At 61.4% G+C, this 12,725-nt stretch carries 12 protein-coding genes (1 of these 12 cut by a window edge); 6 read left to right on the forward strand and 6 right to left on the reverse strand.

The annotated features are described in order from the left end of the window. Positions 1 to 200 precede the first annotated feature (200 nt). Both clpB and J5278_RS03575 read left to right on the forward strand, forming a co-directional pair. Positions 201 to 2,801 carry an ATP-dependent chaperone ClpB gene (clpB, locus tag J5278_RS03570; RefSeq protein ID WP_209185040.1) on the forward strand — a complete coding sequence of 867 codons (2,601 nt, stop codon included), beginning with the start codon at positions 201 to 203 and terminating at the stop codon, positions 2,799 to 2,801. A 274-nt stretch (positions 2,802 to 3,075) separates the two neighbouring features. After that, positions 3,076 to 3,444: a nuclear transport factor 2 family protein gene (locus tag J5278_RS03575; protein ID WP_209185039.1), complete on the forward strand. Its 369-nt coding sequence runs from the start codon at positions 3,076 to 3,078 to the stop codon at positions 3,442 to 3,444. A 16-nt stretch (positions 3,445 to 3,460) separates the two neighbouring features. Here J5278_RS03575 and J5278_RS03580 read toward each other — a convergent pair whose 3' ends face one another. Beyond that, entirely contained in the window at positions 3,461 to 3,673 is a 213-nt protein-coding gene (locus J5278_RS03580) for a hypothetical protein (protein ID WP_209185124.1), read from the reverse strand. Positions 3,674 to 3,721: 48 nt separating this feature from the next. Here J5278_RS03580 and J5278_RS03585 point away from each other — a divergent pair, with 48 nt between their 5' ends. Next, positions 3,722 to 4,009, forward strand: coding sequence for a hypothetical protein (locus J5278_RS03585; RefSeq protein WP_209185038.1), 288 nt, complete (start codon positions 3,722 to 3,724; stop codon positions 4,007 to 4,009). Between the two features lie 378 nt (positions 4,010 to 4,387). Beyond that, entirely contained in the window at positions 4,388 to 6,319 is a 1,932-nt protein-coding gene (locus J5278_RS03590; protein ID WP_209185119.1) for a methyl-accepting chemotaxis protein, read from the forward strand. Between the two features lie 92 nt (positions 6,320 to 6,411). Here J5278_RS03590 and J5278_RS03595 read toward each other — a convergent pair whose 3' ends face one another. The 4 genes from J5278_RS03595 to J5278_RS03610 all read right to left on the reverse strand — a co-directional run bounded on the left by J5278_RS03595 (position 6,412) and on the right by J5278_RS03610 (position 10,428). After that, positions 6,412 to 6,855, reverse strand: a complete 444-nt coding sequence (locus tag J5278_RS03595; protein ID WP_209185037.1) for a GNAT family N-acetyltransferase — start codon at positions 6,853 to 6,855, stop codon at positions 6,412 to 6,414. 32 nt (positions 6,856 to 6,887) lie between these two features. Then, on the reverse strand, positions 6,888 to 8,126 hold the full coding sequence (locus J5278_RS03600) for an MFS transporter (protein ID WP_209185036.1): 1,239 nt from the start codon (positions 8,124 to 8,126) through the stop codon (positions 6,888 to 6,890). 218 nt (positions 8,127 to 8,344) lie between these two features. After that, positions 8,345 to 9,421, reverse strand: a complete 1,077-nt coding sequence (hisC, locus tag J5278_RS03605; protein WP_209185035.1) for a histidinol-phosphate transaminase — start codon at positions 9,419 to 9,421, stop codon at positions 8,345 to 8,347. 101 nt (positions 9,422 to 9,522) lie between these two features. Then, positions 9,523 to 10,428 (reverse strand): LysR family transcriptional regulator, encoded by a 906-nt coding sequence (locus J5278_RS03610; RefSeq protein WP_209185034.1) that lies wholly within the window; start codon positions 10,426 to 10,428, stop codon positions 9,523 to 9,525. A 98-nt stretch (positions 10,429 to 10,526) separates the two neighbouring features. Between J5278_RS03610 and J5278_RS03615 the strand changes: the two genes are divergently transcribed. Beyond that, a complete protein-coding gene (locus tag J5278_RS03615) occupies positions 10,527 to 11,267 on the forward strand; it encodes an SDR family oxidoreductase (RefSeq protein WP_209185033.1) in 741 nt (246 codons plus the stop codon). A gap of 84 nt (positions 11,268 to 11,351) precedes the next feature. Then, positions 11,352 to 11,570, forward strand: a complete 219-nt coding sequence (locus J5278_RS03620) for a 4-oxalocrotonate tautomerase family protein (RefSeq protein WP_209185032.1) — start codon at positions 11,352 to 11,354, stop codon at positions 11,568 to 11,570. Positions 11,571 to 11,582: 12 nt separating this feature from the next. On the opposite strand, the gene J5278_RS03625 is transcribed toward J5278_RS03620, so the two are convergent. Continuing rightward, on the reverse strand, positions 11,583 to 12,725 hold the 3' portion of the coding sequence (locus J5278_RS03625; RefSeq protein WP_209185031.1) for a M23 family metallopeptidase. Its footprint extends 807 nt past the window's final position; the window shows 1,143 of its 1,950 coding nt (coding positions 808-1,950); its start codon lies off the right edge, out of view; it ends in the stop codon at positions 11,583 to 11,585.

Raw genomic sequence — 12,725 nt, forward strand, 5'->3', positions numbered from 1 at the left:
TACACATCAAGATACCCCGGTTCATCCGGGGTATTTTCGTTTTCAGCACCCTTTAAACAGCGTAATTTCCCACCCATATGTTCTTCGGCTGCGGCACTGTCCCTGACGGATGCGGCACCGGGATCTGCCTTTTCAGGGGGTCTTCTCTCACTCTCGTTCTGTGCCGAAAAGCGGGCAGGGCGATCCATGGAGGTTCTAAGATGGATATCGAAAAATACTCTGAACGGCTGCGCGGCTTTCTGCAGTCTGCCCAGACCAACGCACTCGGTCAGGATCACCAGCAGTTCACCGCCGAGCATGTGCTCAAGGTTCTTCTCGACGACGACCAGGGCATGGCTGCCTCGCTGATCCAGCGTGCGGGCGGCGATCCCAAGGCGGCCAAGCTTGCCAACGATGCGGCCCTGGCGAAAATTCCGAAAGTTTCGGGTGGCAATGGTCAGGTCTATCTGGCGCAGCCACTGGCCAAGGTTTTCACGACTGCCGAAGATCTTGCCAAGAAGGCAGGCGACAGTTTTGTTACCGTCGAGCGTCTGCTGCAGGCGCTGGCGATGGAATCGAGCGCCTCGACATCGACGACGCTGAAGAATGCCGGGGTCACGCCCATCGGTCTCAACAAGGCTATCGACGAGATCCGCAAGGGTCGTACCGCCGACTCCTCCAACGCCGAGAACGGCTACGAGGCGCTCAAGAAATATGCGCGCGACCTGACTGCCGAGGCGCGCGAAGGCCGTCTCGATCCCGTCATCGGCCGTGACGACGAAATCCGTCGTACGATCCAGGTGCTGTCGCGCCGCACCAAGAACAATCCGGTGCTGATCGGCGAGCCCGGCGTCGGCAAGACGGCGATCGTCGAAGGCCTTGCGCTGCGCATCGTCAACGGCGACGTGCCGGAATCGCTGAAGGAAAAGAAGCTGATGGCGCTCGACATGGGCGCGCTGATTGCCGGGGCGAAGTTCCGGGGCGAATTCGAGGAGCGGCTGAAAGCCGTGCTCAACGAAGTTCAGTCGGAAAACGGCGAGATCATCCTGTTCATCGACGAGATGCACACGCTGGTCGGTGCCGGCAAGGGCGACGGGGCGATGGACGCCTCCAACCTCCTGAAGCCGGCGCTGGCGCGCGGAGAGCTGCATTGCGTCGGTGCCACGACGCTCGACGAATACCGCAAGCATGTCGAGAAGGACCCGGCGCTGGCCCGTCGTTTCCAGCCGGTCATGGTCAGCGAGCCGACGGTCGAGGATACGATCTCGATCCTGCGCGGGCTCAAGGAGAAATACGAGCAGCATCACAAGGTGCGCATTGCCGACGCGGCCCTGGTGGCGGCAGCCACCCTATCGAACCGCTACATCACCGACCGCTTCCTGCCCGACAAGGCCATCGACCTGATGGACGAGGCGGCAGCGCGGCTGCGCATGCAGGTGGATTCTAAGCCGGAGGAACTCGACGAACTCGATCGTCGCGTCATCCAGCTGAAGATCGAGCGCGAGGCGCTGAAGAAGGAAACCGACGTGGCCTCGGCCGACCGGCTGGTGCGGCTCGAAACGGAGCTCACCAACCTCGAGGAGCAGGCCGATGCGCTGACGGCCCGCTGGCAGGCGGAAAAGTCCAAGCTCGGCCTTGCCGCGGACCTCAAGAAGCAGCTCGATGAGGCCCGCAACGAACTGGCGATTGCCCAGCGCAAAGGTGAATTCCAGCGCGCCGGCGAGCTTGCCTATGGCGTCATACCCGGTCTTGAAAAAGACCTGACGGAGGCCGAAGCCCAGGATCACACGCAGAATGCGATGGTCCAGGAGGTGGTGACCGCCGACAACATCGCCCATATCGTCTCGCGCTGGACCGGTATCCCAACCGAAAAGATGCTCGAAGGCGACAAGGACAAGCTCCTCCGCATGGAAGACGAGCTGGCGAAATCGGTGGTCGGGCAGGGCGATGCGGTGCAAGCCGTTTCGCGTGCGGTGCGCCGTGCCCGCGCCGGTCTGCAGGATCCGAACCGGCCGCTTGGCTCGTTCATCTTCCTCGGGCCGACCGGCGTCGGCAAGACGGAGCTGACAAAGGCGCTGGCCCGCTTCCTGTTCGACGACGACAGCGCCATGGTGCGCATGGATATGTCGGAATACATGGAGAAACACTCCGTTTCCCGACTGATCGGTGCACCTCCCGGCTATGTCGGCTACGATGAAGGCGGGTCGCTCACCGAAGCCGTCCGTCGCCGTCCTTATCAGGTCGTGCTGTTCGACGAGATCGAGAAGGCCCATCCCGACGTCTTCAACGTGCTGCTGCAGGTGCTGGACGACGGACGCCTGACGGACGGGCAGGGCCGGACGGTCGATTTCCGCAACACGATGATCATCATGACGTCGAACCTTGGCTCCGACTATTTGACCAAGCTCGGCGAGAACGATGACAGCGAGGCGGTGCGCGAACTGGTCATGGGCGAGGTCCGCAGCCATTTCCGGCCGGAATTCCTCAACCGGATCGACGAGATCATCCTGTTCCACCGTCTGAAGCGGAGCGAAATGGGAGCAATCGTCGACATCCAGCTGAAGCGGCTGATCACGCTGCTTTCCGAGCGCAAGATCACGCTGGAACTCGACGACGATGCACGGAGCTGGCTGGCCGACAAGGGCTACGACCCGGTTTACGGGGCGCGGCCGCTGAAACGGGCGATCCAGAAATACGTCCAGGATCCGCTCGCCGAGCAGATCCTGTCGGGACAGGTGCCGGACAACTCGCTGGTCAAGGTCACCAGCGGCAGCGACCGCCTCCTGTTCCGCCCACGCGAGACCGTGCCACAGGCTGCCTAAGGGTTTGCGGTGCAAAAGGAGATGGGGCTGGCGGCAACGCCGGCCCTTTATTTTGAGGTGGATAGGCGCCCTGTTCAGATAGCCGTTCAGCTAAAGCTTCAAAGGATCGGCCCGTTCCCCTTGCTTCCACGCGAAGAAATCCGGTGGCTGAAGTCCATCCTTTTCGGGCAGATGCAAAATTTCCGACCGGCTTGTTCTGGATGAATGTGCCATGGCAAGATACACCATGCGGCCACAAACTTAGGAATGCCAGCCGATACGAAAAGAGCGTCGAATGCAGCCCCAGGAACTCATGAAACTCTATGAAACGAAAGTTAACCTGCGGCGCTTCGATGAAGTCGCCCCGCTCATATCGGCGGACGCGGTCTTCTGGTTTACCGACGGTACCCACTGCGGAATTGACGCAATAAGGGCTGCGTTCCAAGAAACGTGGCGCAAGCTTCAAAACGAGACGTACTGGCTTGAGGACGTTGACTGGATTGCGGTCACCGATAATGCTGCAAGCTGCATATACCGTTTCCGTTGGAGGGCCGAGATTGATGGGAAAATATATGAAGGCGACGGACGCGGCACTACCATCTTGAGAAAAGACTACGCGCAATGGAAGATCGTCCACGAGCACCTCAGCCGCTTTCCACAGTGATCGAGCGGATTTGGGTCTAACGGTCCTTCATCTTACCCCGCTTGCTACTCCACCTGAGCAGACAACCAAATCCGGGTCCGATGAGGATGCCGCCTATGACCCATTCCATCACCCCGAGTGATTGTTCATCGGGATCGATGCCGGCGAGGTAGAGAAAGAGGAAAAATGCTGCTGTGCCGGCAACGATCATCGCCAGGGCAAAAAACAGATCCTTACGAGAGCTTGTCATGGGGCTCCATCCTCACGCGTCAGTAGTCTGAAGCAGGGAAGTAGTGGATTGAAATTCCCCGGCAAGCCGCGCCGTAGTGCTCGCATTTCCGTCGGCGGTCAGCTGAAGCCGTTGCGCACGCTGTTGTCCGGGGTCAAGATCATGCTGAAGTTCTGCGAAAAAGCGCGCAGCGAGTTGGCCACGAGGCTTGCGCTTTTGTCTTTGGGTGGTGGAGGCAAGGGGGTGCTGAGCGCTCTACCTGGCCTATTCCTCTTCGCACCCTGCGCGTCATCGCCAAGTCCCAAATACAAAAATAGCCCGTTAATTGTTTTAAACTTAGAATTTAGCGTAAATTAACCAATGCCTCCTAGTTTCTGCAATTACCGGGCACGCCAGTCGAGATGACATGATGTCGCCTCTTGCCGGGAGCCATGCAGCTGATTTGCGGTATGATCCCTTGTAATCGGATAAATCTCCCCTTCATCTCTACATCGTCTCCGCTGCACCCGATTTCTTCTTCTAAATCCAGATTTTTATTTGCGCGCTTCTGCAAGCGCCGCCTACTGCCGTGCGCGCGGGAATAAGGACGCGGATTTTCTGTGCTTCGGCGGCAATGCGGTGGGGCTGAAGATCGTTTCAAACGCCGTGCCGGACGATCCCTGTGGGGATGGATCGACTTTCACCAACAATCGAACGCGTGAAAACGCCGCTAAACCGCCAGAGGATACCGACCCGATGCTGACGTACTTCAACAACCTCAAGATACTCTACAAAATCTCAGTCACCCTTGTGGTGCTGATGGCCATCAATGTCGCCGTCAGTGCGATCAGCGGAAATTCGATTGCTACACAGCAGCAGGCCTCGGGCTGGACCGAGCATACCTACAAGGTTCTGGCCCGGCTCGAGGGTGTCGTCGCTGCCATGGTGGATCAGGAAACCGGCATGCGCGGCTATGTGATCTCCTCGAACCCCAACTTCCTGGAACCCCAGAAGGCCGGTGCCGCAGCCTATGCAGACAATCTTGCTCAGCTCCGGGCTCTCACTTCCGATAATCCTGTCCAGCAAAGGCGTCTCGACGATCTCGACACATTGGTGAAGACCTGGACGCAAAAGGTGGTCGAGCCGGAAACCTTGCTGGTGAAAGATCCCGCGACCTATGAGCAGGCCCGCCAGATCGAGATTTCGGGCGCTGGCAAGCAAACCATGGATGGTATCCGTGCCAAGGTGAAGGAGATGGCGGCAGACGAGCAGGCTCTCCTCGTCAAGCGCGCGTCGCTTTCGGAAAATGCAGCGTCCACGGCGCAAATGGCTATCTATGTGGGCGGCGGAGCAATGCTGTTCGTCGCTGTGATCGGCATGTATCTCCTGAACCTCGGTCTGGTTCGCCCGGTTTCCGGCATCAATGCGACGATGACGCGGATTGCCAACGGAGAAACCGGCGTGGTCGTTCCGGGTATCGGCCGCAAGGACGAAATCGGCCAGATGGCCGCTGCCGTCGGTGTCTTCCAGGAGAATGCCATCGAGCGCATCCGGCTCGCACAGGATGCCGATACCAATCGCAGCCTTACCGAACAGGAACGCCGCAAGAGCGGTGAAGCCGAGCGCATCAAGGCTGAATCCATGGCCGAGGCGACATCCGGGCTCGGCGAAGGCCTGAAACACCTCGCCAGCGGCGACCTGACCTTTCAGCTTGCCAGCAAGTTCGCTCCCGAGTTCGAAAGCCTGCGGGAAGACTTCAACGCCGCAGTCCAGCAGCTTGCCGAAACCTTGCGGGCTGTGGCGCAGGCAACAAGCGGGATCGATACCGGCAGTCGCGAAGTCAGCGTCAGCGCCGACGACCTGTCGAAGCGCACGGAGCAACAGGCGGCTTCGCTGGAAGAAACGGCCGCTGCCCTCGACCAGATCACCGTCAATGTCAGCAATTCCTCAAAGCGTGCCGAAGAAGCCCGCCAGATTGCCATGCTGGCGAACGAAAGCGCTGCCCAGTCCGGCAAGGTCGTTGCGAATGCCGTCGAGGCAATGCAGAAGATCGAGCAATCGTCGAACGAGATCTCGAACATCATCGGCGTTATCGATGAAATCGCCTTCCAGACCAACCTGCTTGCCCTGAACGCCGGCGTCGAAGCCGCACGTGCCGGAGAAGCAGGCAAGGGATTTGCCGTCGTCGCACAGGAAGTCCGCGAACTCGCCCAGCGGTCGGCCAAGGCTGCCAAGGAAATCAAGGACCTGATCCGCAATTCGAGCACCGACGTGCAGAGCGGCGTCAAGCTTGTGAGCGATACCGGCAACGCGCTGCGGACGATCGAAGGCTATATTGTTACCGTCAACCAGCACATGGACTCGATCGCCACTTCGGCGCGCGAACAGTCGGTCGGTCTGGGCGAGGTGAACACCGCCGTCAACCAGATGGACCAGGTGACCCAGCAGAACGCCGCGATGGTCGAGGAAACGAGTGCTGCGGGCGCGACGCTTGCCAGCGAAAGCGGCAAGTTGCGGGAACTGATTTCACAGTTTCAGCTCGGCAGCACGTCCGGACATGCGCCCCGTGCCATGGCGGCGGCCCCGACACATCGGCCGGTCCCGTCGCCCGCCCGCCGTCTTGCAGGCCAGGTATCCAAGGCTTTCTCCGGCAATGCCGCCGTCAAGGAAAGCTGGGAGGAGTTCTGATCAAACAAGCCCGAAAGCCCACGAAGGGCCGACCGGCTTGATCACCGAGGCGAGATGCGGCCGCGAGGCGATCTCGCCGGCCGGTCTGTAAGCTAGATCCGGAAGATATTCAGTCCCGAGACATCCGTCTCGATCTGCTCGAAGCCCTGCCCGAGGTAAAAGCTGTCCATCTCCGGCGTTGCGCAGAGATAGCAGTTATATTTCCCCCATTTCGCAGCTTGCACACGCGCTCCGGCGATCAGCCGAGTGGCGGCTCCTCGTTTTCTTGCGTGCGGCTCGACCCATAAGGCTGCGATCCACGGGGTATAGTCCGGGCGTGCATCCAGATCGTTTTCTATCACCAGCACCGAGCCGATATACACGCCGCCCTCTTCGGCGACGAGGCAAAAGGGAATGCCGTCGTTCTCGATCATCGGGTCCAGGTGGGCGCGATATTGCGCCAGAGTGACCCCCGTCTCCGTCCACCAGGCGTTCCAGCTGCGATCGGCAACCGTATCTGCGAAGGCTGGATTGTCTCTGAGGCGTAAGATTTGCATTCGGTGATTCTCCCTTCTGTTCTCCATTTTATTCACTCTACCCTCGCTCCGAGAAATGCGGCGCAGATTGCCGCCAGCAGGGCCATGCCTGCGGGGACGAGCATGACGGCAAAGAACAGCGGGATGGCACTGGCGCCTGCGATAAACGGGCCGCCGAGCGAGACAATCAGAGCACCGCCGCCGATGCTGAGGGCGGCCGCCAATCCTGCCGCGGTTCCGGCATGGTCGGGATGGGCGGAAAGCACGCCGCTGTTGGCGGCGGGCATGGTCAGCCCGTTGCCGATGCCGATGAACATGCAGGGCCCGAAAAGCGCAAAAGCGTTGCCCGCGTCCATGAGCGCATGGCCGAGACCGAGCAGCAGGCCGGTACAGGTCAGCGTCCGCGCCGTGACGAGGACGGTGCCGAGCGACATTCTCGAAGCGTAACGACCAGCAAGCAAGCTGCCGAGCATAAAGCCGGCCGGGACAATACCCATGGAGAGGCCCAGTTTCGCGGTCGAGCCGCCAAGCAAGGGACCGAGGGCAACAGGGGCGCCTGCGAGAAAGAGGTAGAGCGTCCCCATGGATGCCGCCATGCAGAGCGCATAGCACCAGAATGCGGACGAACGGATGAGCCGGAGATAGGCGCCCGCGCTACTGTGCGACCTGCGGGCTCGGTCAGCGGTTTCTGGCAGCGTCACAAGGCTGAGGATGAGGACGGCGGTACCGGCCGTTGCCAGCGTGATGAAGATCGCCCGCCATCCGAAGGCCGCATCCAGCGAACCCCCGACGACGGGTGCGAGCATCGGAGCAAGGGCCCATCCCATCGCGAGGTAACCAAACCGGCTGGCTGTCGCATGTCCGCCCGAGGTCTCCTTGATGATGACGAGGGCTATCGAAAAGCAGGCGGCTATCGATGCCTGCAGAGCCCTGAAAATCATGAAGGCGACGATATCCGTGGAGACGGCGCAACCGATCGATGCCGAGATGAAGACAACGATGGCCGTCAGGGCGACGGGCCTCCGTCCGTATCGATCCGAGATTGCACCAGAAACAATCTCGATCAAAGCCGTGACAACAGCATAGCCGGCAACGGAAAGGCTGACGACGGCGGAACTGGCGTGAAACTCTGCGGCGATGTGCGGCAGCGATGGCAGGATCATGTTCACGGGCACGACCGAGAGAGCCGTCAGCAAGATCAGCGGCAGCAGCGGGGGCGTGACGGGCGTCTGGCTGGCAGTATCAGATGCAGACGGGTGTCTGAGCGTATTGTCCGGTGATGCGGCTGTCATCGTTAGGTCCTGTCGGTGGGGATGAAAGGGATCGACGGGGCGCAGCCAGCTTTCAGGCATAAAAAAAGGCCCCGTCGGGAGCCTGTTCGTCGCGCATGGGTGCTTCCGCCGGACGGCTATACCATCCTGCCCATGCGCGCACTCACCACCTGAAAAAATGTCGCAGCTTTCATGTCGCCCAAGCTAGGCACAAATCCCGAGATCGTCAACGGCGGCCGCTACCGATCGACGGGCGGTTCTGACAGGATCTCGTCGAGCGCATCCACCAGAAGGTCGCATTCGGCATCGGTGCCGATCGTGATGCGGAGATAGTTTTCGATGCGGGGCTTTGCAAAATGCCGGACGAGCAGGGATCTTTTCCTGAGTTCGGCGAGAAGATCGCCGGCCGTGCGCGCCGGATGCGTGACGAACAGGAAGTTGGCCGAGGATGGAAGCACGTCGAAGTGAAGCGCACGCAATGCCGCTGCCAGCCGCTCGCGACTGGCGACGATCATGTTGCGGTGTTTTTCGAACCATGTCCGGCCTTCCCAGGCTGCGATGGCGCCTGCCTCCGCCAGCCTGTCGAGCGGATAGGAGTTGAAGCTGTCGCGCACCCGCTCCAGCGCATCGATCAGCGGTCTCTGGCCGATGGCAAAGCCGACGCGAAGGCCGGCGAGGCTGCGGGATTTCGAAAAGGTCTGGACGACCAGCAGGTTCGGATAGCGCTCGACCAGCGGCACCGCGCTGTCGCCGCCGAAATCCACATAGGCTTCGTCGATTACCACCACCTGATCGGGGTGCTCGAGCAGCAGCCTCTCGATTTCGCCCAGCGGCAGGGCGGTACCGGTGGGTGCGTTCGGGTTGGGCAGGATGATCGCGCCGCAGGCTTGCCGGAAGTCGTCGATCCGCACCGACATGGCCTCATCGAGCGGAATTTCGCGATAGGGCACGTCGAACAGCCGGCAATAGGTGGTGTAGAAGCTATAGGTGATATCCGGAAAGAGCAGCGGCGCATCGTGTTTCAACAGCGCCTTGAAGACATGCGCCAGCACCTCGTCGGAGCCGTTGCCGACAAACACCCGGTCGGGCTCGAAACCGTAGCTATCGGCAATCGCGGTGCGCAGGCGGCGGGATGTCGGGTCGGGATAGAGCCGCAGCGAACCGTCCAGCTGCGCGGCAATTGCCGCCGCCACGTCAGGCGAAGGCCCATAGGCGCTTTCGTTGGCGTTCAGTTTGACCAGACCGGGGATCGTCGATTGTTCGCCGGCAACATAGGGCGTCAATGTCGAGACGATGGGGCTCCAGAAGCGGCTCATGTGTTTTCCCTGGCTGATCATGGCGCCAATCTTGCAAACTCCGTCCTTCAAAGCAACGCAATGCCCGCCGTTCGTCCGACAGGAGCCGTTGGATGCGTCAGTCAGCTTTCCCGTGACAGCTTTGCTTCGGCAAAAATTGCTGTCGCCCAGGCAAGGAAGACGCGCAGCCGTGGCGCCAGCTGCCGGTTTTGCGGGTAGAGCGCGAAATAGGGCGTCGGGCTCGGCGGATAGTCCTTCAGCACCTCGACAAGCATGCCCTCTTCGAAATCCTGTCGGAAGCGATAGCGCGGCGCCTGCACCAGGCCCAGTCCCATGCGGGCAAGTTCATGCATGGTATCGGAACTGTTGGTGGTCACCCGGGTCGGCAGGAGGATATCGCGCCTCTTGCCAGCGACGGTAAATTCGAGCGGCAGGACTTCGCCGGACCGGGACGAAAGGAAGCCGATCATCACGTGGCCGTCCAGCCCGTCCGGCGAGGTCGGCACCCCGTGCGCCTCGAGATAGGCCGGGCTGGCGCAGGTGACCTCCTCGACGAGGGCAAGCCGGCGCATGATCATGCCGCTGTCGGAATGTTCGCCGGCGCGAATGACGCAATCGACACCGTCGCGCAGCAGATCGACCAGCCGGTCTCCCTGTCCCAGATGCAGGTCGATCAGCGGGTAGCGCTCCAGGAATGCCGGCAGGTGCGGCAAAAGAAAGGTGCGGGTGACCTGCGCATTGGCGTCGATACGCAACAGGCCGCGCGGACGATCGTCACGGAAGGCGTTTTCCGCCGCCTCCACATCCGACAGGATAGACAGGCAGCGGTGGTAAAAAGCCTCGCCGTCCAGCGTCGGCATCACATGGCGTGTGGTGCGCTCCAGCAGCCTGGCGCCGATATCGGCTTCCAGTTGCTTGATCGCCTCGGTCGCCGTCGAGCGTGCAAGACCGCTATCGGCTGCCGCAGCGGTGAAGCTGCGGCGCTCGACAATGCGGACGAACAATTGCAGGCGATCCAGACGATCCATTCAGCTTGTTCATCACAGCCGAATAGAGATGTCAAATTAGCGGTGATTGTTCTATTCTGGCATCGGCGTATTGGTCTCCTCATCAGAAGGAGATCAACATGACAGATCAACATTCCCGCACCGCCATCATCACCGGTGCTTCCAAGGGTATCGGCGCCGCCATCGCCCGGCGGCTGGCCCGCGATGGTATCGCCGTCGTCGTCAATTATGCCAGCGGTCGGCAGGCTGCGGACGAGGTCGTCGCCACGATCGCTGCTGCCGGCGGCCGGGCAATCGCGGTCGGCGCCGATATTGGCGCCGCGGATGGCATGAGCACCCTGTTCGATGCTGCCGAACAAGAATTCGGCAAGGTCGACATCCTCGTCAACAATGCCGGCATCATGACGCTGTCCCCGCTTGCCGACGTAGACGATCCCGCGTTCGAGCGGATGGTCTCCGTCAATATCGGCGGCGTTTTCCGCGGCATGCGCGAGGCGGCACGGCGCCTGCGCGAAGGCGGCCGGATCATCAGCTTCTCGTCGAGCGTCGTCGGTCTCTACCAGCCGAACTACGCAATCTATGCCGCCACAAAGGCAGCGGTCGAGGCAATGACGCACATTCTTGCCAAGGAGCTCGGACCGAAGGGCATAACCGTCAACGCCGTGGCGCCTGGGCCAGTCGAGACCGATCTCTTCATGACGGGCAAAAGCGACGCGCTGGTCAAGGCCATCGCCGGCACGATCCCTCTCGGGCGGCTCGGCCAGCCCGACGACATCGCCGGCCTCGTCTCGTTCCTGTCCGGCCCCGATAGCGGCTGGGTCAACGGCCAGGTCATCCGCGCCAATGGCGGCGCGATCTGAACATTGCAAATGCGTGCTGGCCATGTCTCGGCTCAACCGGGCCAGGCCAGCCGCCAATCCGTCTCCAATCCAAGGGAATTCCCAATGCCGTTTGCCAATTTCAAGCTGCCCGAAGGCGCTCTCTCCAAAGCCCAGAAGGAAGAGCTGATCCATCGGACCACGGACCTGCTTGTCTCCTATCTCAGCGAAGCGGCGCGACCGCACACCATGGTGCTGATCGAGACTGTGCCGGACGGCGGTTATGGTCGTGCCGACGAGGTCTTCGTCATTCCGCATGCCTATCGCGCCGAGGAGCCGGCCTGACGCTCCGGCAACCTAGCCGCGGCTTGCCACCTGCTTGGCCTTTTCGTCCGACAGCAGGGTGTCGATGCGCTTGCGCTCGTCCTCGAATTTTGCAAGCGCAGTCCCGTCCAGCGATTTGCCGCCGGGAAGGCGGATACGCAGGGGATCGACCTTGGTGCCGTTGACGATCAGCTCGTAATGCAGATGGGCGCCGGTTGCCATGCCGGTCGAGCCGATGAAACCGATCACCTGGCCCTGCACCACCTTTGCGCCGGGCACGACGCCCTTGGCGATGGCGCTCTGGTGATTGTAGGAGGATACATAGCCGTTGGCGTGGCGGATCAGCGTCTGGTTGCCGAAGCCGCCAGAGTCCCAGCCGGCCTTCTCGACGATACCGTTGCCGGCGGCGATGATCGGCGTGCCGCGCGGACCGGCCCAGTCGACGCCGGTGTGCATGCGGGCAAAGCCGAGGATCGGATGGCGGCGCATGCCGAAGCCCGAGGTGAAGACGCCTGTCGGCACCGGGTTGCGCAGCAGGAACTGGCGGATACTTTTGCCGTCCTCGTTGAAATAGTCGATCGAATGGTCGTCTGGGTCCTCGAAACGATAGAAACGGGTCACTGTGTCCCCGAACCGGGCGTTGACGTAGAGCAGTTCCGAGTCCGAAGTCGCCTGGCCCTTGCCGTTGACGACAGAGAAAAAGGCCTCGAGCATATCCGTCGGTTTCAGCTGCGCCTGGAAGTCGACATTGCTGGCCAGCAGCTTGATGATCTGCGACAGCATCTCGCGGGTCATCCCATAGGCAAGGCCTGCCCTATAGATCCCGTCATAGACGCGCGGCAGGTCGCGCCCGGCGGCCACAGGCGCCGTGTCGTTGTCGAAAGCCGTGGCGATTGCGTCGAGCAGCGGCGGTTCGCTGCCGGCGACGAAACGGCCGCTGTCGTCGAGCGCGACGGTCAGCGCGTGCTTGGTGCCATGATAAAGGCTGGCGCGAATAATCTTGGCGCGCTCGCCGGTCTGCAGGATGCCGATCCGCAAGACGTCCCCAGCATTGACGACCGGTGCGCCGTAGAGCGGCTCGATGCTGCCGGCGACCGTGCTCGCATCGGCGGGAGGATAGCCGGCAGCGGTGAGGGCGGCCTCGATGGCGGTCGTCTGGCGCACGGGGATGATGTC

Source organism: Rhizobium sp. B21/90, from assembly GCF_019355815.1.
Lineage (GTDB): Bacteria > Pseudomonadota > Alphaproteobacteria > Rhizobiales > Rhizobiaceae > Rhizobium > Rhizobium rhododendri.

Bases quoted from the DNA above. Each gene is read 5' to 3' on its own strand.
- J5278_RS03580 (WP_209185124.1), bottom strand. From the start codon at position 3,673: ATGACAAGCTCTCGTAAGGATCTGTTTTTTGCCCTGGCGATGATCGTT.
- J5278_RS03600 (WP_209185036.1), bottom strand. From the start codon at position 8,126: ATGACAGCCGCATCACCGGACAATACGCTCAGACACCCGTCTGCATCT.
- J5278_RS03610 (WP_209185034.1), bottom strand. From the start codon at position 10,428: ATGGATCGTCTGGATCGCCTGCAATTGTTCGTCCGCATTGTCGAGCGC.
- hisC (WP_209185035.1), bottom strand. From the start codon at position 9,421: ATGAGCCGCTTCTGGAGCCCCATCGTCTCGACATTGACGCCCTATGTT.
- J5278_RS03590 (WP_209185119.1), top strand. From the start codon at position 4,388: ATGCTGACGTACTTCAACAACCTCAAGATACTCTACAAAATCTCAGTC.
- clpB (WP_209185040.1), top strand. From the start codon at position 201: ATGGATATCGAAAAATACTCTGAACGGCTGCGCGGCTTTCTGCAGTCT.
- J5278_RS03615 (WP_209185033.1), top strand. From the start codon at position 10,527: ATGACAGATCAACATTCCCGCACCGCCATCATCACCGGTGCTTCCAAG.
- J5278_RS03595 (WP_209185037.1), bottom strand. From the start codon at position 6,855: ATGCAAATCTTACGCCTCAGAGACAATCCAGCCTTCGCAGATACGGTT.
- J5278_RS03620 (WP_209185032.1), top strand. From the start codon at position 11,352: ATGCCGTTTGCCAATTTCAAGCTGCCCGAAGGCGCTCTCTCCAAAGCC.
- J5278_RS03575 (WP_209185039.1), top strand. From the start codon at position 3,076: ATGCAGCCCCAGGAACTCATGAAACTCTATGAAACGAAAGTTAACCTG.